Annotated in this window: 14 protein-coding genes; 6 read left to right on the forward strand and 8 right to left on the reverse strand. The window is 48.9% G+C overall.

Going from position 1 to position 22,138, the window contains the following annotated elements:
• Positions 1–88: 88 nt before the first annotated feature.
• The 3 genes from mreD (at position 89) to rodA (ending at position 4,008) form a co-directional block, all read left to right on the forward strand.
• Entirely contained in the window at positions 89–592 is a 504-nt protein-coding gene (gene mreD, locus DW800_RS14705) for a rod shape-determining protein MreD (RefSeq protein WP_005828540.1), read from the forward strand.
• A 19-nt stretch (positions 593–611) separates the two neighbouring features.
• A complete protein-coding gene (mrdA, locus tag DW800_RS14710) occupies positions 612–2,480 on the forward strand; it encodes a penicillin-binding protein 2 (protein ID WP_034523063.1) in 1,869 nt (622 codons plus the stop codon).
• A 70-nt stretch (positions 2,481–2,550) separates the two neighbouring features.
• The gene (gene rodA, locus DW800_RS14715; RefSeq protein WP_061412063.1) at positions 2,551–4,008 is read left to right on the forward strand and encodes a rod shape-determining protein RodA; all 1,458 of its coding nucleotides are present in this window, start codon (positions 2,551–2,553) and stop codon (positions 4,006–4,008) included.
• A 317-nt stretch (positions 4,009–4,325) separates the two neighbouring features.
• Here rodA and DW800_RS14720 read toward each other — a convergent pair whose 3' ends face one another.
• The 5 genes from DW800_RS14720 to DW800_RS14740 all read right to left on the reverse strand — a co-directional run bounded on the left by DW800_RS14720 (position 4,326) and on the right by DW800_RS14740 (position 10,391).
• Positions 4,326–4,811: a gliding motility lipoprotein GldH gene (locus DW800_RS14720; protein WP_009037256.1), complete on the reverse strand. Its 486-nt coding sequence runs from the start codon at positions 4,809–4,811 to the stop codon at positions 4,326–4,328.
• Positions 4,789–6,165 carry a regulatory iron-sulfur-containing complex subunit RicT gene (gene ricT / locus DW800_RS14725; RefSeq protein WP_181981456.1) on the reverse strand — a complete coding sequence of 459 codons (1,377 nt, stop codon included), beginning with the start codon at positions 6,163–6,165 and terminating at the stop codon, positions 4,789–4,791. The genes DW800_RS14720 and ricT overlap by 23 nt, the downstream gene beginning before the upstream one ends.
• A 73-nt stretch (positions 6,166–6,238) precedes the next feature.
• Positions 6,239–7,366, reverse strand: coding sequence for a DNA polymerase III subunit delta' (gene holB / locus DW800_RS14730; RefSeq protein ID WP_005834952.1), 1,128 nt, complete (start codon positions 7,364–7,366; stop codon positions 6,239–6,241).
• Positions 7,367–7,438: 72 nt separating this feature from the next.
• Complete coding sequence (gene metF / locus DW800_RS14735) at positions 7,439–8,392, reverse strand: methylenetetrahydrofolate reductase [NAD(P)H] (RefSeq protein WP_005834956.1); 954 nt, start codon at positions 8,390–8,392, stop codon at positions 7,439–7,441.
• A 91-nt stretch (positions 8,393–8,483) separates the two neighbouring features.
• Positions 8,484–10,391, reverse strand: coding sequence for a fimbrillin family protein (locus tag DW800_RS14740; RefSeq protein WP_022402253.1), 1,908 nt, complete (start codon positions 10,389–10,391; stop codon positions 8,484–8,486).
• 340 nt (positions 10,392–10,731) lie between these two features.
• On the opposite strand from DW800_RS14740, the gene metA reads away from it, so the two are divergent.
• The 3 genes from metA to DW800_RS14755 are packed head-to-tail and all read left to right on the forward strand — an operon-like array spanning position 10,732 to position 14,630.
• Entirely contained in the window at positions 10,732–11,649 is a 918-nt protein-coding gene (gene metA / locus DW800_RS14745) for a homoserine O-succinyltransferase (RefSeq protein WP_005828529.1), read from the forward strand.
• Positions 11,650–11,667: 18 nt separating this feature from the next.
• The gene (locus tag DW800_RS14750) at positions 11,668–13,533 is read left to right on the forward strand and encodes a peptidase U32 family protein (protein WP_119958162.1); all 1,866 of its coding nucleotides are present in this window, start codon (positions 11,668–11,670) and stop codon (positions 13,531–13,533) included.
• A gap of 41 nt (positions 13,534–13,574) precedes the next feature.
• Positions 13,575–14,630 (forward strand): hypothetical protein, encoded by a 1,056-nt coding sequence (locus DW800_RS14755; protein ID WP_005828525.1) that lies wholly within the window; start codon positions 13,575–13,577, stop codon positions 14,628–14,630.
• A gap of 5 nt (positions 14,631–14,635) precedes the next feature.
• Here the strand turns inward: DW800_RS14755 and DW800_RS14760 are convergent, their stop codons facing one another.
• The 3 genes from DW800_RS14760 to DW800_RS14770 all read right to left on the reverse strand — a co-directional run bounded on the left by DW800_RS14760 (position 14,636) and on the right by DW800_RS14770 (position 22,050).
• A complete protein-coding gene (locus DW800_RS14760) occupies positions 14,636–17,092 on the reverse strand; it encodes a TonB-dependent receptor (RefSeq protein WP_117703569.1) in 2,457 nt (818 codons plus the stop codon).
• 264 nt (positions 17,093–17,356) lie between these two features.
• Positions 17,357–17,968 (reverse strand): helix-turn-helix transcriptional regulator, encoded by a 612-nt coding sequence (locus DW800_RS14765; protein ID WP_005828517.1) that lies wholly within the window; start codon positions 17,966–17,968, stop codon positions 17,357–17,359.
• A gap of 89 nt (positions 17,969–18,057) precedes the next feature.
• A complete protein-coding gene (locus DW800_RS14770) occupies positions 18,058–22,050 on the reverse strand; it encodes a two-component regulator propeller domain-containing protein (RefSeq protein WP_117703568.1) in 3,993 nt (1,330 codons plus the stop codon).
• Between the last annotated feature and the right edge of the window lie 88 nt (positions 22,051–22,138).

Consider the following 22,138-nt stretch of genomic DNA (forward strand, 5'->3'; position numbering starts at 1 on the left):
GGGGTTAAGGATTAGGGATTAATCATCTTTATATCTTATAACTTATACACTCAATAACTTGTAACTCGTAACTTATAACTCATTAGCGTTGTTAATTAATTATCTGCATAAAATAGGATGGTTCATAGGCTTGGTACTGTTGCAGGTGCTGATATTGAACAATGTGCATATTGCAGGATATGCCACTCCATTTCTGTATATCTACTTGATACTGAAGTTTGAGTCGGACACTCCCCGCAATGCGTTGATGTTGTGGGCATTCTTTTTAGGGCTGGCTGTCGACGTCTTTTCCGACACACCGGGGATGAACGCTGCCGCTACGGTGTTGCTGGCTTTCTTGCGCCCCACTTTCCTGCGGCTGTTCGTGCCTCGTGACACGCTGGATACACTGGTTCCGGCCATCCGTACAATGGGGATTCTTCCTTTCCTGAAATATCTGGTTGTGAGTGTGCTGATACATCACGGCTTGTTGCTTACCCTCGAATTCTTCTCTTTTGCCCATATTGGTACGCTGTTGTTGAGAATTGCGGCAAGTACCCTGCTTACTGTGACCTGCATTATGGCTGTTGAGGGAATAAGAAAGAAAGGATAAAGGGATTAAGGATTAGGAATTGATGAAAGACTATACACTGGAAAAGCGGAAATATGTAATTGGAGCGGCGGCTATTGTCATCGTTCTTATTTACGTGTTCCGGCTGTTCGACCTGCAAATCATGACTGATGACTACAAGAAGAACGCGGACAGTAACGCTTTTCTGAACAAGATACAATATCCATCACGGGGGGCTATCTACGACCGTAACGGTAAGTTGCTCGTGTTTAACCAGCCTGCCTATGATATTACGTTTGTGCCTCGGGAGGTGACGCAGCTGGATACACTCGACCTTTGCAGCGCCTTGAACATTACCCGTGAACAGTTTGACAAACGGATGAAGGACGTCAAGAACCGCTGGATGAACCCCGGTTATTCCAAATACACCCATCAGGTGTTCATGACGCAGCTTTCTGCCGAAGAGTGCGGTGTGTTTCAGGAGAAGCTGTTCAAATTTCCAGGTTTCTATATTCAGCGGCGTACTATCCGCCAATATACCTATAACTCTGCCGGCCATTTGCTGGGAGACATCGGCGAAGTGTCCAAGAAAGACATTGAGAACGATGACTATTATATTCGCGGAGACTATATAGGCAAGCAAGGCATCGAGAAATCCTATGAAAAGTATCTGCGTGGAGAGAAGGGGGTGGAGATTCTGCTTCGTGACGCTCACGGGCGTATCCAGGGACACTACATGGACGGACAGTTGGACCGTTCCTCCGTACCCGGCAAGAACCTGACGTTGGGCATCGACATTGACCTTCAGATGTTGGGAGAACGACTGCTTCAACACAAAATCGGTGCCATTGTGGCCATCGAACCGGCTACGGGTGAGATTCTATGTATGGTTTCCTCGCCTACCTTTGACCCTCATCTGATGATAGGGCGCCAGCGGGGAAAGAACCACCGCCTGTTGCAGATGGACAAGCGGAAGCCTTTGTTGAACCGTGCCATCATGGGAGCTTATCCGCCGGGCTCCACCTTCAAGACGGCGCAGGCACTGACTTTCCTTCAAGAAGAGATTATCCACGAAGATTATCCGACTTTCCCTTGTGCGCATGGTTTCAATCATAAAGGCCTTCATGTGGGATGTCACGGACATGGTTCGCCTCTGTCGCTGATTCCTGCCATCGCGACCTCTTGTAATTCCTATTTCTGTTGGGGATTGTATCGCATGTTCGGTGATAAAAAATACGGTTCGCCGCAGAATGCCATTACCGTATGGAAAGACCACATGGTATCGCAGGGCTTCGGCTATCGGCTCGGTACCGACCTCCCCGGCGAACAGCGTGGACTGATACCGAATGCCAAGTTCTACGACAAGCCCTATCGGGGTTCGTGGAACGGTCTGACGGTGATTAGTATCTCCATCGGGCAGGGAGAGATTCTTGCCACCCCGTTGCAGATAGCCAATCTGGGTGCCACCATTGCCAACCGGGGGCATTTCATTACTCCGCACATCGTGAAGGAGATAGAAGACAATGAACTGGACAGCATCTATCGCAATCCCCGTTATCCCACCATCGACCGCGAATATTATGAAATGGTGGTGAAAGGTATGCGTGCCGCCGTAGACGGAAGTACGGGTAGCGCCACTTGCCGCATGGCGGGAGCCATCCTGCCGGGTGTGGAGGTCTGCGGAAAGACGGGCACGGCACAGAACCGCGGCAAGGACCATTCTGTCTTTATGGGCTTTGCCCCGATGGACAACCCTAAGATAGCCATTGCCGTCTATGTGGAGAACGGTGGTTTCGGTGCCACGTATGGCGTACCTATCGGTGCCATGATGATGGACCAGTATCTGCATGGAAAGTTGTCGCCCGAGAATGAGATACGGGCGGAAGAATTCAGTAACCGGGTGATACTTTACGGAGATGAGGAGAGATGATGATGAGGGGTTGGGGATGAACGGTGAGTGACTTCAATAGTAAATAGTAAATCGTAAAATCGTAAATAAATTGGTGACAAGGAGAGATAGCATATGGAAATCATTGGACTGGGTGACGATTGTCGTTTACCTGCTGCTGATTGTATTCGGCTGGTTCAGTGTCTGTGGGGCGAGTTATGATTATGGTGACCGTGACTTTCTGGACTTCTCTACGCGTGCCGGCAAGCAGTTTGTCTGGATTATATGTTCCTTCGGGCTGGGGTTTGTGCTGCTGATGCTGGACGATTCCCTCTATGACATGTTCTCCTACCTTATATATATAGGGCTGATGCTGTTGCTGATTGTCACGATATTCATTGCGCCCGACACAAAAGGGTCGCGGTCGTGGCTCATCCTGGGGCCGGTCAGTTTGCAGCCGGCGGAGTTTGCCAAGTTTGCCACGGCGCTGGCACTTGCCAAGTATATGAGCGCCTACTCGTTTACGATGAAGAACTGGAAAAGCTCTCTTATGCTGGCTTTCCTGATTCTCTTCCCCATGTTGCTGATTATCCTGCAGCGGGAGACGGGTTCGGCATTGGTGTACTCTGCATTTTTCCTGATGCTTTATCGGGAGGGAATGCCGGGCGTGGTGCTGTTCTCGGGTATATGTGCAGTGGTCTACTTCGTGGTGGGTATCCGTTTTGATGCGGTGATGATTGCCGATACGCCGACGCCTATCGGAGAATTTGCCGTGCTGCTGATGGTACTGCTTTTTGCCGGAGGCATGGTATGGGTTTATAAAAAACGTTGGGAACCCACGCGGAATATTATCGGCGGTTCGCTGGGAGTGCTGCTCGTGGCTTATCTGATTTCGGAATACGTGGTACCCTTCAACTTGGTGTGGGTGCAGTGGGGGCTTTGTGCACTTGTTGTCGGGTATCTTGTCTTTCTTTCTTTAAGCGAGCGCCATTTATCTTATTTTCTGATTGGGCTGTTTGCTTTGGGTTCGATAGGTTTCCTCTACTCCAGCGACTACTTCTTCAATAAAGTGCTGGAGCCCCATCAACAGATACGTATCAAGGTGGTGCTCGGTATGGAAGAGGACCTTGCTGGTGCCGGCTATAACGTGAACCAGTCGAAGATAGCCATCGGCTCCGGGGGGCTGACCGGCAAAGGTTTCTTGAATGGTACGCAGACAAAGCTGAAGTATGTGCCGGAGCAAGATACGGACTTCATTTTTTGCACCGTGGGTGAGGAGGAAGGATTCGTAGGGTCTACGGCTGTACTGTTACTGTTCCTTATTCTTATTTTACGGCTGATTGCCGTGGCCGAGCGGCAGCAATCTCCCTTTGGCCGGGTGTATGGTTACTCTGTGCTTAGTATATTCTTGTTCCATCTATTCATCAATATAGGCATGGTGCTGGGACTGACCCCCGTCATCGGTATCCCGTTGCCTTTCTTCAGTTACGGAGGTTCTTCTCTTTGGGGATTCACAATCCTGCTGTTTATTTTCCTGCGGATTGATGCGGGACGTAATCGCCGAATTTAGTTATGACCGTTTCCTTGTGGGACATACGAATGGACTTGATTATCATTACATTGCATTTACACATTGTTTACATCGTAATGTAACGGCCGTTACATCGCATTGTAACGTCCTTTACGCTGTATCGTAACGACTTTTACGCTATATTGTAACGCCCTTTACATGCTGGTGTAACGGTCGTTACATCCTGGCGTAAAAGACGTAACGCTACGAGGTAAGAGGGCAAGTTATGATACCCCGCCCGTTTCCGCTTCAAGGAGACGTGAGTGGGAGACTGAGGTGGTTGTTAGAAGAAGGTAATAAAGAACAATAGGGAGTTCCTATCTCTTCAGTTTGATGCCGATGTCATTGATTCCTTGCAGCCTTTCGTCCGGTAGCGTATAGGCCACTTTAAAGAGGTAGGTGCCGGGTTTGCCGATTCGAACGCTTCCTGCGGAGACGGCAGTCTGATAGAGACCTCCCCAGCCGTCACCTTTCCAGATTCCTTCTTTGTCCGCGAGGATTAGCTGTATGGTGTCCGTGGGTGACGGAATGGAATCTGCGGTGGTGTAGCAGATGGATAGAGGTAGATTCTGATAGGGGTAGTTGCTTCGGTTACGAACTTCCAAAGACAGTTTGTAGTAGGTCAGTGAGTCGGTGACCTTCACGTCGAAAGAGAGCGTGTCTTCGCGCAGCCAGCCTTCGGTGGGAAGGGATTGGAAGGAATGGTATACAGTCTGTTTGTCGCAAGCGCTCAGCAGGCTTGCGACAAACAGTAGTATGATACCTTTCAGGCAGAGATTCCTATTCTTGAGCCGGTTTGTCATTTTGGGCAGGTCTTTCACCTTGAGGTTTGGGCTTATTGTTACGGGGCGGACGACGGTTGTTATTGTTCCGTTGTTGACGTTCGCCTTGTTGCTGTTCACCTTGTTTGGGTGCTTGCCGGTCTTGTTTCTGTCTCGGTTGCCGGTCTTGCCTGGATTGTTCTCTCTGGTTGTTGGATTGCGGAGCACCCTGCTGCTCACCTCCTTGCGGACGACCGTTTCCACTCTTTTTCTTTCTCTTGTTACGGCTGTTGTTGCTGTTCTCGCCACCGTTGCCGTCACTGCCACTCTTGCCTTTCCGGCTGCGGTCAAAGCGGGTGAGGCTCTCTTGTTCCAGCAAGTCCACCGGCTTTTTGGGTTCGGAACGATGGGTTTCTTCTATCAGGCTGTCGGGCTTGATGCCACGTCTGTTCAAACCGATAATCTCGAAGGCGCGTCTGCCGCTGATGGTCACCAGGTTGGCGGGGATGTTCTTGTCGCTCGAGTAGGTTATCTGGTTGCTCAGAATGTCGGCTTTGAAGAAGAAGAACTCACCGTCTTTGGTCTCTAAGGTAATCTCGCGTGAGGGCAGGCGTTTCTGTGCTTCCACGTAGCAGTCTACTTCGTAGTTGAGGCAGCACTTCAGTTTGGCGCATTGTCCGGCAAGCTTCTGCGGATTCAGTGAAATGTCCTGGAAGCGCGCCGCGCTGGTGGATACCGATACGAAGGAGGTCATCCAGGTGGCGCAGCACAGCTCGCGTCCGCAGGGACCGATACCGCCGATGCGTCCGGCTTCCTGGCGGGCACCAATCTGTTTCATCTCGATACGCACGCGGAAAGCGTCGGCAAGTACCTTGATGAGCTGGCGGAAGTCCACCCGTTCGTCGGCTATGTAGTAGAAGATGGCCTTGTTGCCGTCTCCTTGATATTCCACGTCTCCAATCTTCATGTTGAGGTTGAGGTCCAGGGCTATCTGACGCGAGCGTATCATGGTGGAGTGTTCACGGGCTTTTGCCTCGTTGTACTTCTCCATATCTACGGGCTTCGCCTTGCGGTAGATGCGTTTGATGTCTGCCTCAGACTTGATATTGGCTTTCTTCATTTGCAGCGGCACGAGACGTCCGGTCAGGGTCACCACACCGATATCATGTCCGGGGGTGGCTTCTACGGCTACGATGTCGCCTTTCTCCAGAGGTATCTTGTTGCTGTTGCGGAAATATCCCTTGCGGGTATTCTTGAACTGAACCTCTACCAGCTCGCTCTCATCGGCATTGCCCGGAATGTCTGCCAGCCAGTCGTAGGTGTTCAGTTGCTTGTCCTGCCTGCCGCAACTCTTGCAGCAGAGACCTCCGCTTCCGTTATGTAGTTTAAATTCCATCATCTATTTATTTACTATTTGACTATTTACTATTTACGATTTGATACTTTGCATTTCATTATTTTGCCACTTTTCATTGTTTCAATAAAACAATCATTTTGAGAGAGAAGTCGAAGAACACCATGCGGGCGTTTACGTTCTGCTCGATGTGGCGTTGTGCTTCACTTAGTTCGTCCATGATCCCCATGACGTTCCGTTCGTTGACAAAGGGAGCGAAGCGGGTGGCGAAGTTCTGTTCGGGCAGCGTCATGTAGTTCATCTCCTTGCGGTGCAGGTTGTAGATGAAGTTCTCGCGGGTCATGCGCTGGCAGTAGTCCAGGAAGTTCTTCTGCCGTTCGCGTCCCATGGCAGCAAGCTGCTCGCTCCATTGTTTCATTTCCCGTATCTTGCGCTGGTAGGAGAGTCGCATCAGGCTGACAAAGAGGTTGAAGAACAGTTCGTTCTCTTCGTTCAGATGGATGGTCTCCAATGCTTTGATGAAGTCTCCGTTTGCCAGGTGGGCTATCGTCTCGCTGTCGCGGGGCTGCACTCCGTACTTCTGCTGCAGGGCTTCGGCTATGTCGGCTTCTTCAATCTTGGGAATGTTGAAGCGCTGCGTGCGGCTGAGGATGGTGGGCAGTATCATTTCCGGAGCTTCGGAGATGAGGAGGAATATCGTTTTCTCGGGTGGCTCTTCCAGCAGTTTCAGCAGCTTGTTGGCGCATACTTCATGCAGCTTTTCGGGTAGCCATACGATGGTGACTTTGTAACCTCCTTCACTGGATTTCAGACTCAGCTTGCGGGTTATCTCGTCGCTTTCCTTGGCATAGATGATGGCTTGTCCGTTTTCGGCATCCATCTCGTTCAGCCAATGGTTCAGTCCGAAGTAGGGGCTGTTCTGCAGCAGGTGCCGCCAGTTGGCGATATAGTCGTCGCAGACTTCCTTTTTCCCTTTGGCACTCTTGACGATAGGGTATACGAAGTGTACGTCCGGGTGCACCAGCTTGTTCCATTTTACGCAGGAGGGACAAGTACCGCAGGCATCGGTTTCCGTCCGGTTGGGACAGCAGATGTAGCGGGCATAGGCAAGTGCCAATGGGAGTTTTCCTACTCCGGCAGGGCCACAGAAAAGTTGTGCGTGGGGAATACGTCCTTCCTGCACTTCTTGTATCAGCCTTTGTTTGGCTACCTCTTGGCCTATTATGTCCTTGAAACTGAACACGGGTTAATTAGTTATAAGTTATTACTTGTGACACTGCCAGTTGTCAATTGTCAACTGTTGATTGTCCATTGTTTAGTAGATTTGTTTGGCTACTTCCCTGATGCTGTCTGTGGCTCCTACCGAGTAGAAGTGGAGGCTTGGGACGCCATGGGCTATCAGCTCTTTGCACTGCTGCACGCACCATTCGATACCCACTTGCTGAGCTTCCGCATCGGTGTTGCACTTCAGAACCTCTTGGGTCAGTTCCTCGGGCAAATCTACCTTGAACGTCTTGGGTATCATGCTGAGTTGTGACAACTTCTTGAAGGGCTTGATGCCCGGGATAATCGGGATGGTGACACCGGCTTGACGGGCACGTTCCACGAAGTCGAAATATTTCCGGTTGTCGTAGAAGAGCTGGGTCACGGCATACTCTGCACCCATTTCCATTTTTTTCTTCAGCCAGTAGATGTCTGTATCCATGTTGGGGGCTTCTTCATGCTTTTCCGGATAGCACGCCACACCGTATGAAAACGGGGTATTGGTAACTTTCATCTCGGAGCCGTCCACAAAAATACCTTTATTGAAGTTATTGATTTGCTCTTGTAGTTCGACGGCGTGGTGGTAACCGTTGCCCACGGGGATAAAAGAGGATTCGTGCTTTGCCTTGTCGCCACGAAGCACCAGCAGGTCGGTGATGCCGAGGAATTGCAGGTCGAGCAGCACGTACTCCGTCTCTTCGCGGGTGAAGCCGCTGCAAAGGATGTGCGGCACCATGGTGATGTTGTACTTGTTCTGGATGGCAGCAGCTACGGCTACGGTGCCGGGGCGGCGGCGCAGGCGGTTTCGCTGGAACAATCCGTTGCCGAGGTCTTTGTACACGTACTCGCTGCGGTGCGTGGTGATGTTGATGTATTTGGGGTCGAATTCCCGTAACGTATCTATGGTTTGATACAGCTTTTCGATGCCCGTACCTTTCAGTGGTGGCAATATTTCAAAGGAAAAAGCTGTTTTTTCGTTACTGTTTATCAGGTCGATTACTCTCATTTCTCTTTCGTTATCTTTGTCCGATTGGCAAAAATCTTGCACATTGGGAACAAAAATACAAAAAAGAAATGAGAAATGCCGAAATTGCCGGCTATTCTTTTATACAGCGGATGGAAAGAGCTTTATAGTAGGGCTTACCGGTGACATGGGCAGTGCTTGATACAAACTCGTCGCTTTCGCCGAGAAAATAAATGGTGCTTTCCGAAAGGGTATGCTTTGTATGATCCCAACTCCAAAAGGCGGTCATTTTATTGGGGCTGTTGTGTCCTTTGTTGTACCACATTCCTACCGGGAAAGCATTGAACCGGGTATGGTTGTTGACGGGGGCAACTTCACCGGATACCATTGCCTGCCATTCTCCTGCTTTTAGTATGGAGGCATCGTTGCCGGTGTAGTTTTTCAGCTGTTCCCAGTCTGCATCCGATGGAATTTTCCAGCCCTCGGGAGCCAGCTCTCCTGCCAGTATGGATTCTCCATTGTAAAAATAAATGTCATATTTGTCCGGCTTGTAATATCCGGCTTTGTCTGTTCCCAAGTCACTCTGTTTTTTCAAGGGAGCTCCGTCACGGTAGGTGGTGGCATGGAGCTCTTTACCCATCCAGTATTGGGCTCCAATCTTGACAATGGGGTATTCGGTAGACACTCCTTTTCTGATGTCTCGAAGGGTGTAGCATGCCACATTCACTTTGATGGCGTTTTCCGGTTTATCCAGAAGTAGCTTATGGTTATTGTCTATATAGAGCTTGTCTATGCCGGTATATTCCCCTTTAGTGTAGGTAAATCCATAGTCGTCTGTATTCCAGCTTATTCTTCCTCCGCAGATGGTGTCTTTACGGTCTGCAAGCTGTAGGATGACTCCATTGCTCAGGTCGGTCTTTTCATTTTCGCCTATGGGATAGGCTATAACGGCTCTGGAAGTCAATGACGCTGATTTGAGATATTCCTTGCAGACTTCTGCAATGGGTATCCCTTCGTGATAAATTCTGTACACATTTGAAAGAGAAAAGGAGAGAGCGGAGATATGTATGGCAGTGTAATCTTCCATATTGTCGGTGTCGATGGGAGGGAGGCTGCTCCATTCCTTGATTTTTCCGGCAAAACTGCTCAGTACGTTGCTGTTGCTCTGCATGGCTGATATGTTAATGATACATTGCGTGCTGCTACTCATTTCCACTTCGGGTATTGCACAACTGTATATACGTCCGCTCCACTCCATAATGAAGGATTGCTTGCCATCATTTATCGTTTGGGGTATGATGATGAATTCCTTGCCGGTAAGTTTGTTGTCTTTGACGCTCCATTCGCCGGAGGCTATGATGTCTTGTGTCCCCGTAAGATTACTGAAAGTCCCGTCTTCCAGATTATAATCGGCCGAGGTCTTGAGCCCGGTTGCGATGATACGCGGATTGGCTTTCAGCAAATCATTGGCAGAGTTGCTTGCGTCGGGTGTCAGAGAGATTGCCAGTTTGGACAGCTTGTGTTGGAACTCCAGGGTTACAGATTTGGTTTTACTGGTGATTCCTTGCGCTTTAGCTACCAAGAAGTCACTTTGTGCGCGGTTTTTCTCATTGCTCTGGTCTATCTGCACAGATACGGGAAGAACGGGTGTACCGGCAGCTACCCCTTCGGTTTGGTAAGGGTGGTAACTGATAAAGTCCAGTGACACATCTCCTTCCGGATAGAATACTGTCTTTTTGGGAACCAGTGTGGAGCCTTCCGTATATTCCAGGGCCAGATTGTCAATATACCGTTTTCCCTTGATGGAGCCGGAGGAAGTGGTTGCAAACAAGCCCATTCTGTCTCCTTTTTCAAAGGCGGTGTTTGTGACCTTGGTACTGGCCTTTTCCATTTTGATAGAGAACGTGATAGGTGTCGTCCCTTCCTCGATTTCCGCTTCTGATTCTTCGTCAATCCGGTTCACACAAGCTGTATTCCCTAAGGACATGCAGCAGAATAAAGAGGCAGCCAAGACTCCTCTTGCAAGAATAAGTTTCTTCATTATATTATTATTGTGGGGCAACGGTTTTTCCGCTTTCCCAATTATACTCAATGAACCTTGTCTTAAAAATATGGATTTAGCAGAGCTATAACCGGTATGGAAAAGTCTTTTACGCTTTTGGATGCTAATTATCAGTATCACGCTTGATGCCGCAGTGCTTTTTAATCTTATTTTTTAATAACTTTTAATAGGTTTCGGGTACAAATGTAATTAAACGTGTTAAATGAAGAGGGATAAATCGATAAAACTTTTATAATTTATTTATCACACTCTGATTTTTTGCCTAACTTTACACGCTAAAATCGTAGACAGTAATAAGTTAAACCATAGATATAAACTCATGCCTTTAAATTTACCCGATAAACTACCCGCTATCGAGTTGCTGAAAGAGGAGAATATTTTTGTCATTGACAATTCCCGGGCAACCCAGCAGGATATCCGTCCGCTGCGTATCGTGATTCTGAACTTGATGCCGCTAAAGATTACAACGGAAACGGACCTGGTGCGTCTGCTTTCCAATACTCCGCTTCAGGTGGAAATCTCGTTCATGAAGATAAAAAGCCATACTTCCAAGAACACTCCGATAGAACACATGAAAACATTCTATACGGATTTCGACAAGATGCGCGGTGAAAAGTACGATGGCATGATTATCACCGGTGCTCCGGTAGAGCAGATGGATTTTGAGGAGGTGACTTATTGGGATGAGATTACTGAAATCTTCGACTGGGCGCGTACGCATGTCACCTCTACGCTCTACATCTGCTGGGCGGCGCAGGCAGGGCTCTATCATCATTATGGAGTGCCGAAGTATGCACTGGATAAGAAGATGTTCGGTATCTTTGAACATCGTACCTTGCAACCGTTGCATCCCATTTTCCGTGGATTTGATGATATGTTCTATGTGCCGCATAGCCGCCACACGGAAGTGCGCCGGGAAGATATACAGAAGGTTCCGGAATTGACGCTGCTTTCCGAGTCGGAGGATGCTGGTGTATATATGGCGGTGGCCCGTGGAGGGCGTGAGTTCTTCGTGACCGGCCATTCGGAATACTCCCCGCTGACATTGGATACAGAGTATCGCCGTGACTTGAATAAGGGCCTGCCCATTGAGATACCCCGTAACTACTATGTGGACGATGACCCGGACAAAGGAGTGCTGGTGCGTTGGCGTGCCCATGCCAATCTGTTGTTCTCCAATTGGCTGAATTATTTTGTATATCAGGAGACGCCGTATAATATTAATGAAATAGGGTGAGTTACTCGTAACTAAACGATGATAAAGCAACGTAAAATAGAGCTGCTGGCTCCTGCCAAGAATTTGGAGTGTGGCATAGAAGCTGTGAATCATGGGGCAGATGCGGTATACATCGGTGCACCCAAGTTCGGTGCGCGTGCGGCTGCTGTCAACTCTTTGGAGGATATTGCCGCTTTGGTGGAGCATGCCCATCTGTATAATGCCCGTATCTATGTGACGGTCAATACCATTCTGAAAGAAGAAGAGCTGAAAGAGACGGAGAGGATGATTTGGAAGCTGTACCGCATCGGTGTGGATGCACTGATTGTACAGGATATGGGGATTACGCGGTTGAATTTGCCGCCCATTCCGTTGCATGGCAGTACGCAGATGGATAACCGTACGCCGGAGAAAGTACGTTTCCTTGCCGATGCCGGTTTCCGTCAGGTGGTGTTGGCACGCGAATTTTCTTTGCAGGAGATACGCGGTATCCATGAGGCGTGTCCCGACGTGCCGCTCGAAGTCTTTGTACACGGGGCTCTTTGCGTCAGTTATAGCGGGCAGTGCTATGTCAGCCAGGCTTGTTTCGGACGGAGTGCCAACCGGGGGGAATGTGCGCAATTCTGCCGTTTACCCTTCAGTCTGGTAGATGCCGATGGCAAGACCATTGTGCGTAATAAGCATCTGCTTTCTTTGAAGGACCTCAACCAAAGCGAGGTGTTGGAAGAACTGCTGGATGCCGGAGCCACTTCGCTGAAGATAGAAGGCCGCTTGAAGGATGTGACCTATGTGAAGAATGTGACGGCGGCTTACCGTAGGAAGCTCGATGCCATTTTTGCCCGTCGCAAGGAATATGCCCGTGCTTCTTCGGGCACCTGCCGTTTCGATTTCCAGCCACAGTTGGACAAGAGTTTCAGCCGCGGTTTCACCCATTATTTCCTGCAAGGAAGGGGAGGGGAGATCACTTCGTTCGATACGCCCAAATCTTTGGGAGAGGAGATGGGCACTTTGAAGGAACAGCGCGGTGGATATATTACGGTGGCAGGCGTAAAGCCTTTCCACAACGGAGACGGTGTCTGTTTTCTGGATGAGCAGGGACGTTTGCAAGGTTTCCGCATCAACCGGGTGGATGGTAACAAACTCTATCCGGCAGGGGAAGTGCCTCGCATCAAACCTCGTACACGGCTTTATCGCAATTTCGACCAGGAGTTTGAACGTATCCTTACCCGTAAATCCTCCGAACGCAAAATCGGTGTTTGTTGGGAGTTGGCAGATACTTCTTTCGGTTTCAGCCTGACGGCTGCGGACGAAGATGATAACCGCGTGACACTCTCTTTCCCTTATCCGAAAGAACCGGCACGCACGCCACAGGCGGATAATCTGCGCAGCCAACTGGCTAAGTTGGGGAATACCCCTTTCGAGGTAGCCGGGCATTTATCAGAAGAGGCGTCGGGTATCAGGCTCAATCTCTCTGAAAACTGGTTTCTTCCTGCTTCCGTGGTGGCAGACTGGCGTCGGCAGGTGATGGATAGGCTGATTGTGGCTCGGCGTGTTACTTATCGTCGTGAGTTGGCTGTCTGGAAACCGACAAGCCATGCTTTCCCTGCTACTTCACTGACCTATCTGGGCAATGTGATGAACAGTGCTGCCCGGAGTTTTTACCGTGAGCATGGACTTTCGTCTATAGCACCTGCCTACGAGGCACAAGCGGTTCCGGATGCTGTACTCATGTTCTGCAAACATTGCCTGCGTTTCAGTATGGGATGGTGTCCCACCTATCAGAAAGGACATTCTCCTTATAGGGAACCTTATTATTTGGTTGGGACGGACGGCAAGCGTTTCCGCTTGTCTTTTGATTGCAAGAATTGCCAGATGAAAGTCATTGCTCATGAAGAGCCGCTTTAATGAAGGACGAAGAATGAGGAATTACTAATAAAGACTTGAAAATGAGGAGTGAGGAACGGGCACATAATGAAAGGCTGGCAAATGACCGGTACCGGGAAGCGGGCAGGGACAAACATCCTTTGCGTTCACTGCGTTCCCTCCTATTCTGCATTCTTTATTTTTCATGCTTCATTGCTTTAGTTTCCTGCCATTATTCCCGTCCTAATCTTGAAGATGAACATCTGTCTAAGGAGACGCGTGATTCGCTGGCCTATCTTTTTGAGCGGCATTATACTTGGAATACCAATCTGGAAGTGCTGGCAGATTCTGTGAATTTGGCTTGTCTGCCCGTGAAGGACTGCTATAATATGCTTTATCGGGGAGACCGCGTGGTGGTTGCCGAGTTCGCCATCCATCCTGCCGACAGTGTGGATAGTGTATGGGTGAAGCTTGCCCATTCGCAGGAAGTGCAGGGTTGGTTGCGGGAGTCCGAAATGATGCATGCCTTTGTTCCTACAGACAGCATTTCGCAGGCCATCTACTTGTTCAGTGATACCCATGCCTCTTATTTTATCATTATTTTTGCCTTGTTTGTGGCAGTCTGGCTGTTCCGGGCTTTTCGGCGCAAACAGTTGAGGATGGTGTACTTTAATGATATAGACAGTCTCTATCCGTTGTTGCTATGTCTGCTGATGGCGTTCTGTGCCACTATTTACGAATCTATACAAGTGTTTGCGCCGGAGACGTGGCAACACTTCTATTTTAATCCTACCTTGTCGCCGTTCAAGGTACCGCTTGTGCTTTCTGCTTTTCTGATGGGTATCTGGCTGTTTATAGTGGTGTTGCTGGCGGTACTCGACGATTTGTTTCGCCAGTTAAGTCCGGCGGCGGCCGTATTCTATCTGTTGGGGCTGGCCTCCTGCTGCATCTTCTGTTATTTTTTCTTTATCCTGACTACATCTATCTACGTCGGATACTTGTTTTTGACCGCTTTTGTATGGGTATTCCTCAAAAGGCTTCGCATTTCGCTGCTGGCTTCACGCTATCGTTGTGGCAGATGCGGGCAGAAACTGAGGGAGAAGGGAGTCTGCCCGCATTGCGGAGCTATCAATGAATAAGGAAATTAGAATCTGCATCGCAGCTCTATCCCTGCCTGCACGGGACGTCCTTTCTGCATAAATCCGTTCCCCATACTCTCGAAGTAGAAGGAGGCGTAATCCTTGTTGAGGGCATTGCGCACCCAGAAATCAATCTGTCCATGTCCTTTCTGGAAGCTGATACGTCCGTTCAGCGTGCCGTAGAAGGCTTGGCTCACGGTATTCTTCTCGGTCCAGTAGATGCGCCCGGCACCGGTGTAGTTGGCGTTCAGCTGGATGCGGTCCAGCCAGTGCCCCGGACGGATGCGGAAGATGTACTGACCGCCCACGTTCATGGTATGCTTGGGAACAAAGGGTACGTACTTGCCGTTGTAGCTGATTTCCTGAAGCTCCCCATTCACTTTCTCGTTGGTGATGTAATCCTTAAAGGTGGCATAGGTATAACCATAACTTGCATTCAGCGTGAAGTCCGTAGCAACGGCAGCCGTCAAGGCAACCTCTGCCCCCTGGCTGCGGCTTTTGCCGGCATTTGCCGTTTCGCGTCCCAGTCCGCTTGGGGCGAAGCGTGAAATCTGCTGGTCGCGGGTTTCCAGCCAGAAGATGGCGGCGTCGGCATGCAGACGTCCGTCCAGCAGATTCAAGTGTGTTCCTATTTCGTAGTTCCAGGTCTGTTCGGGCTTGTAGACGGTGGCGGATTTTGCATCCGGATTCTCTCCCGCATCGGGGAAGTATTTGCCCACCAGCTCTTTGTAGGCATCCGGCACGTTGGGCATAATCGCCTCTTTGCTTTGTCGCATCATGTCATTCTTCAAACTGGATTGCAGCAAGTCGGAGAACATCTGCACGTTGTAGCCTCCCGAACGGTAACCTTTGCTGACCGTAGCGTAAACATTTCCTCTGTTTCGCGCAAAGTCATACTGCAAAGCAAACTTGGGCAACAGCTGAAGATAATCCTTATCAATGTTTCCTTGGTAGCGCGACTCTACGGTCAGCGCCGTCTCCGGCATCATCTCTATTTCGCGGATGACGACGTCGCCCCGCTTCATTTCTCCCTTGATGCCCACCTTGTAGTCCAGGCTGGTGCCGGAGTTGTAATCCATCTTCATACGCTCATAATCCAGGCGTAACCCGGCAGTGAACGACACTCCTTTCAGCCCGAATAAATCTCTGAAGGTGGATTGATGAAAGAGTGCCCCATTCAGCAGCGGAGTGTCGAAACTGCCCCCGATGGGCATGGTCCGGCTGCTGATGCCCAGTGAGGGCAGGATATTCATACTCATGGATGGTCCCATCTCTACTTGTATTTGCGATGGGATGACACTGCCCAACATCTGATTCAGCATCCCCATTCCGGCTTCCCTGAAAGTGACGGGAGCTTCCGTATTCAGCCATTGGTAGAAGCCGAAGGCGCCGGTGGTCCATTGCCAGCGGCTACCGCTTTTACTCTTCAAGATGATTTCCTCGCTCAGTGCGTGGGAGCGTTGTTTCTGTTGCAGGGTATAGATGTCGTTGGCGGTGAAGTCCTGGTCTATGTCCATGCAGTCCTTTAGAAACTGGTAGCCGGTGACCATGCTCAACGTGAAGTGCTGTGCCTGGTATTCCAGGTTCAGACCCGTGTTCAGCAGGTTGCGGTAGTAGTTGCTACGGGCGTTATTGGAGATTTTTCCGATGTAGGGCTTCAGCGGCTCGCTCTGTGCTTCGGGGGCCAGGCTGCCTTGGTAGAAATACGGGTAGCCACCCTGGTCGCTGTATTCGTAGTTGATGTTTAGGTCCACCTTCCAGTTGTCCGAGGGGAGGTAGATGGCGCGGATGCGTCCGCCTGCCGATTGCCCCTTGTCCGCTTTCTCGTCCCTCACCGTGTTGCGGAAGAATCCTCCTTGATAATCGTAAAAACCTCCGGTGGAAAAGGCGAACCGTTCCGAAAGGCGGTGATAGTGGGTCAGCGAGGTATTATAGGCATTGTACGTACCTGCCCCCATGCGGAAGTCCGTCCCCTGGTAGGAGAAGGGCGATTTGGTGTGCACCTTAATCAATCCGCCCATGGCATTGCGCCCGTAGAGCGTGCCCTGCGGACCGCGTAGCACGTCGATGCGCTCTACGTCGGCATAGCTGAAGTCGAAGGCTGACTTGTCTATATAAGGTATATTGTCTACATAAAGTCCTACGGAGGGAGTGTTGATGCGCGAGCCGATGCCGCGGATATAGACTGCCGAAGTCAGTCGCGAGCCGTAGTCGGGGATAAACATATTGGGCACTACGGATGTCAGATTCTTGATGGAGTTCACCTGTGCGTTCTGCATGTCCTGCTGCGAAAGCAGGGTGACGGCGGCGGGCTGCTCGCGCAGTTTCCGGTTTTCTTTGGGGGCGGCGATGACGGTTATTTCCTCTACATCCACCACTTTCAAGGTGTCTGCCTCTTCGGCAAGTACGTTGCCGGTTGCCAGGAGGCAGAAGATACCGGTCAAAATTCTATATCTATTCATAAACTGGTTTTTTAGCGCCTGCAAAGTAAAGGGATTCTTGCGGAAGGGACAATCCTCATTTATTAGGATTTCGTTCCTGGAGTGCTAATCTTAAATCGTTCCATCATGCGGAAAATATCGTTCCTCCGTGGGGTAAAAATCGTTCCACCATGGTGGAACGATTTTTACCCCACGGAGGAACGATTAGATGTTAGCACATTAGCACACTAATTGGGGCGAAGTTTTTCTGAAAAGACTTCGCTTCTGATGTATCCGGTTGTAGGATTATATTCTGTCCGCTTCCACATATCCGTGCATCACGGCATAGATAGTCAGCCCGGACACGGACTTGATACCCAGCTTCTCGGTGATATTCTTGCGGTGTGAGATGACGGTGGTCAGGCTGATGTTCAGTTTGTCGGCAATCTCCTTGTTGATGAGACCTTTGGTAATCAGCACCAGCACTTCTATTTCGCGGGCGGAAAGGTCGTGCCCGGCGGCTGTATTTATTGCCATATCCGAGTGTCTGGCGGGTGCCGGCTTTCCGTGGTTTTGTCTGTATTGGTTTCCGTATTGGCGCAGCTGCAGAATGTTTTTTGCCAGATTTTGTTCGTCCTGATAGATGTTTAGCGTCGGCATGCCCGACAGTTGGGGGACGGTTTCACCATTGACCAGCACAATGGTTTTGGGCTTGCGCTCCAGAAAGAAAGCGGTATGCTCGAAGTAAATCTGTGAAGAGATGAAATAATGCACATACATGTCAGGCGTATCATCCATCAGTTCGCCAAAGGAACGGAAAGAGCGGATGATGGCTGTCGGGATGATTTCCTCCAGCAAGTTCTGCAGTCCCAGACAGGAGAGGGTGTTGGAGTCGACGATTGCTATTTCAGGAGTCATTCTCGTTTTTTTGTTTCTGCAAAAATACGGATTATTTTTTAGGGTTTGTCTGTGCGGGGCTGCAAAATGAAAAATTCTCCTATGCAGAACTATTCTCCCTCTCCTTTTGGGGAACGGGGAGTGTCTCCTTTCGCATATTGGCTGGGGCTGACATTGAAATATTTCTTAAAGACTTCCCGGAAGTATTTCCCATCGCAGAAACCGGTTCTTTCTGCTACTTCAGTCACGGAATATTTCCCTTCTTTCAACAGCTCAGCAGCATGTTTCAAACGGATATTCCGTACGAAATCTGCCGGTGCCTGGCCGGTCAGCGCTTTCAGTTTACTGTAGAAGCTGGTACGGCTCATGTTCAGGAGCGAGCACAATACGTCTACTGTGAAATCGGGATTATCCATGTTCTCCTCGATATGTCTCTTTACATTCGACATGAATTTCCAGTCGAGACTGTTGGAGCAAGTGGTAGTTGTGGAGGGCTCTTCTTCTGTATTGATTTCCAAATCCGCATATCTCTTGCGCAGCAATGCGCGGTTGGCAAGCAGGTTGGCAATGCTGGCTTTCAGTATGTTTATGCTGAAAGGTTTTACAATATATTCGTCCGCACCGATATGGAGTCCTTCGAGAATGTTCTTTTCATCTCCTAGTGCCGTCAGCAGTACTACCGGGATGTGGGATGTTTCAATATCGTTCTTGATGGCGATGCATAATTCGTCGCCTCGCATTTCCGGCATCATGATGTCGGAAAGAATCAGTTCCGGCCAGAATTGTTTTACAATGGTCAGCGCTTCCTTGCCGTTGTTGCATACTTGTACATTGTAAATCGGGGAGAAGGACTGAAAGAGGTAGCTGCGCAGCTCGTCATTGTCTTCCACAATCAGGATGCGATGCAGTTTGTCATTGTCTTCAGTCCGGAGTTCTCCGGCAAGTTTCAAAGGAACGGTGGGGACATCCGGTTCATAGAAGGTCTTCTTATCCTTAACGGACAGAGTGAAGTTCTTGAACTGTTCTTTCTCTTTGGGAAGGATGATTCTGACAGTACTGCCTTGGCATTCGGTGCTCTCAATGTATATTTTTCCATTGTGCAGGCTTACCAGCTTCCGCACCAGCATCAGACCGATACCGCTTCCCGTTATTTTGGAGTTGATGGCATTTGTTCCACGGAAGTGCATCTTGAACAGTTTTCTTTGTTCTTTGGCGGGAATTCCTATTCCATTATCTTTGACTTCCAGTCTCCAGGAACTTTTCATGTCATAAACAGAAATGAGTATATCGCCATTTTTGGGAGTATACTTCAGAGCATTGGATATGACATTTTCCAGGATAGAGTCCATCTTCTCTTTGTCGAACCATACATTCATGTAGCTGAAATTGCTTTCGTATCTGAAAGTGATATGTTTTATGGTGGCATAGGTCTGGAAATTGTTGTATATCTCCTTGATGTAAGTATTCAGTTCATATTCTGCTATGTACAGATGAGGGGAATATACTTCTGCCCGTTCAAAGTTTATCAGATTGGTAGTCATGCGCAGGAGGGAGTTGACATTTCTCAGTGCCATGTGCATATTGTTGGTCTCGGCTTCGTTCAGTGTCTTGTTTTCAAGCATTTCTTCCAGAGGTGCCTTTATCAGTGTCAATGGCGTGCGGATATCATGCGCGGTATTGACAAAGAAACGGGTTTTCTCATCGGATATCTTTTTCTGTTTTCTCAGTGCCATGACACGGAAACCGACAACGGACATCAGTACTGTCAGCAGGACATAGCAGGCTATGGCCCAAAAACTGAACCAGACGGGGCGCGCAATGCTGATGTCGATGCTTCGCTCTTCAAAATAAAGATACGGCTCTTCCTTGGATACCGCCCGTATGTAAAGTTTGTAATCGCCCGAGGCAAGGTTGGTGAAGCGGAGATGCCCTTCTTCACCCAGGCGGTTCCAGTCATCGTAAAAGCCTTCCAGCTTCCAGTAGAAAGCGACATTGTCCGGCGCGTCATAATTGATGGATGAAATGCTGAGGGAAAAAGTGTTCTGGTTATATTTCAGCTTTAACCGGTCTGTCTGGTTGATGTTTTCCTTCAAGGGGGAATTCGGACTGCCGGGAAAGACAGTCTGATAGAGTATCTGAAAATCGCTGAGTATCATAGGAGAGTAGATGTACTTGGGCAAACGGGTTCCTTCGGGGAACTCGATGGCTCCGTCTGTGCTGCCAAAGACAAAACCCTTGTTCTTGCGTAGCGTTCCGGAAGAGGCACTGAAGCAGGAGGACATCAGCCCTTGCTCTTTGGTCCAGTTGTGGAATGTCTTCTCCGTAGGGTGGAAACTGCTGATTCCGTTTTCGGTACTCATCAGGATATGCCCGTCCGACTCGGGGAGTATGGTGTAGATGTTGTTTGAAATCAAGGCACAATTGTCCTTGTGATAATGCTTGAACGTATTGTCCTTTGCGTTGTAGACAACCACTCCGGAGCCGTTTGTTCCTATATATAAAGAGAGGTCTTCCGCTTGGTAAAGTGTGTTGATGTAGGTCGTCTCTTCCTGCAAGGCGACATATTGGAATCTACCCGACTCTTTGTCCAGCAGATACAGTCCGGCACTTGTCCCAATCCACATGTGTCCGTCGTCCTTTTCTGTAATGGCGGTGACGGAATTTATTCCGGGATACAGACGGACGGAATTCAGGGACAAATCGAAGCACTTCAGATTATAGAACCCTCCGGACCAGATATATCCTTTGGAGTCTTTTACAATGTCGCGGATATACTTGTCAGGACGAATGTTGTCCGGATTGAGCAGGTAAGGGGAGAAATATTCTACCGAGAGTGTCCTTTTATTTATTTTGTATACTCCCGAAGTATATCCTCCTGCCCAAATAATGCCGGGTGATACCTCGCATAGCGTAATGAAGATGTGATTCTTGTTTTTCAGTTGATGGTCGAAGGAGCTCAGGAATGAATGCCACTGCCCGGTTTTCGATTGATAAAGGCTGATTCCGTTACTTGTTCCGAACCATAGGTCTCCGTCACTGTCTTCAATGACAGAGTGTACCTGGTCGTTGACCAGCGATTGTCTGTTTCCGATAGAATGCTTTATCCAGTTGTAGCTTTTGTACCGGTTGTCTATAATGGTAATTCCTTCCGGGTAGTTGGCTATCCATATCCGCTTTTCTTCATCAATATAAATGTCATTGATGTTATTGCTGTTCATCTCATTGTGGCTTTTGTAGCTGGAGACGATGTACGGTTCCGAGATACACGAGTTCATGTTGATTTTGTGTATACCCATACCTTCTGTCGCTATCAATAGCTCTGTCTGGTTCAGAGGCTTGATTCGGGCAATGTTTACATCGCTCAAATCCGTATTGGAGTGTATAATCCGTTGTTGCCGTATGTCGTAGGCAAAGACGCCTTTTTCAAAAGTACCGATGAAAAGTCTTTGTGATTCTTGGTGGAAATAGAGTGAACTGATTTGGGCCTGGATTTTGTCAAGAGGTTCAAGAGGGACAATCTGCAATGTCTCATTTTCGAGTTTGACATATCGCAATCCCTTGTCGGTACCCATGAAGAAGTGGTTATTGTCCACTTGTTCGATACTTGTAATGCTGCTTTTCAGTTCATTGGACATTTGATGGACCTCTCCGGTTTGTGTGTCGTAGAGAGCGATGCTGTATCTGCTGCAGAGCCAAATCCTGTGATTGCAGTCCATATAGCCGTAGCTGATATTGACCGGTGTCTTGGGCAGTTTATATACTCTGTTGAACACATCGTGTTCTTGGTTGTATTGAAAAATGCGACCGGCTTTACCTATGACCCATAATTTCCCTTTCTCTTCAAAATATAGCCAACCGAGATGGATGGGGAAACTTGACTCTTTGTTTTCTTCTATTAATTTATAATGCTTGATGTCTTTTCCATTGTACCGGTCTATGCCTTCGTTGGTGAGGAACCACATGTAACCTACCGAATCCTTTTGAATGTCGAAGATTCTGCGGTTGCTCAATCCGTTTTCCACCCCTATGTATTTATATGTTTGCGCCGTAGCTATGAGAGGCAAAAGGAATAGAAAGCATACAATGTTTATGATGAACCTCATAATAAATACAATATAACAACATATATGTGATAATAGTTTACAAATTAAACGAGAAAAAGTGAAAAATCAAAATTTGGATGTAAATATT

This window comes from Bacteroides sp. AM32-11AC (assembly GCF_003603515.1).
GTDB lineage: Bacteria > Bacteroidota > Bacteroidia > Bacteroidales > Bacteroidaceae > Bacteroides > Bacteroides uniformis.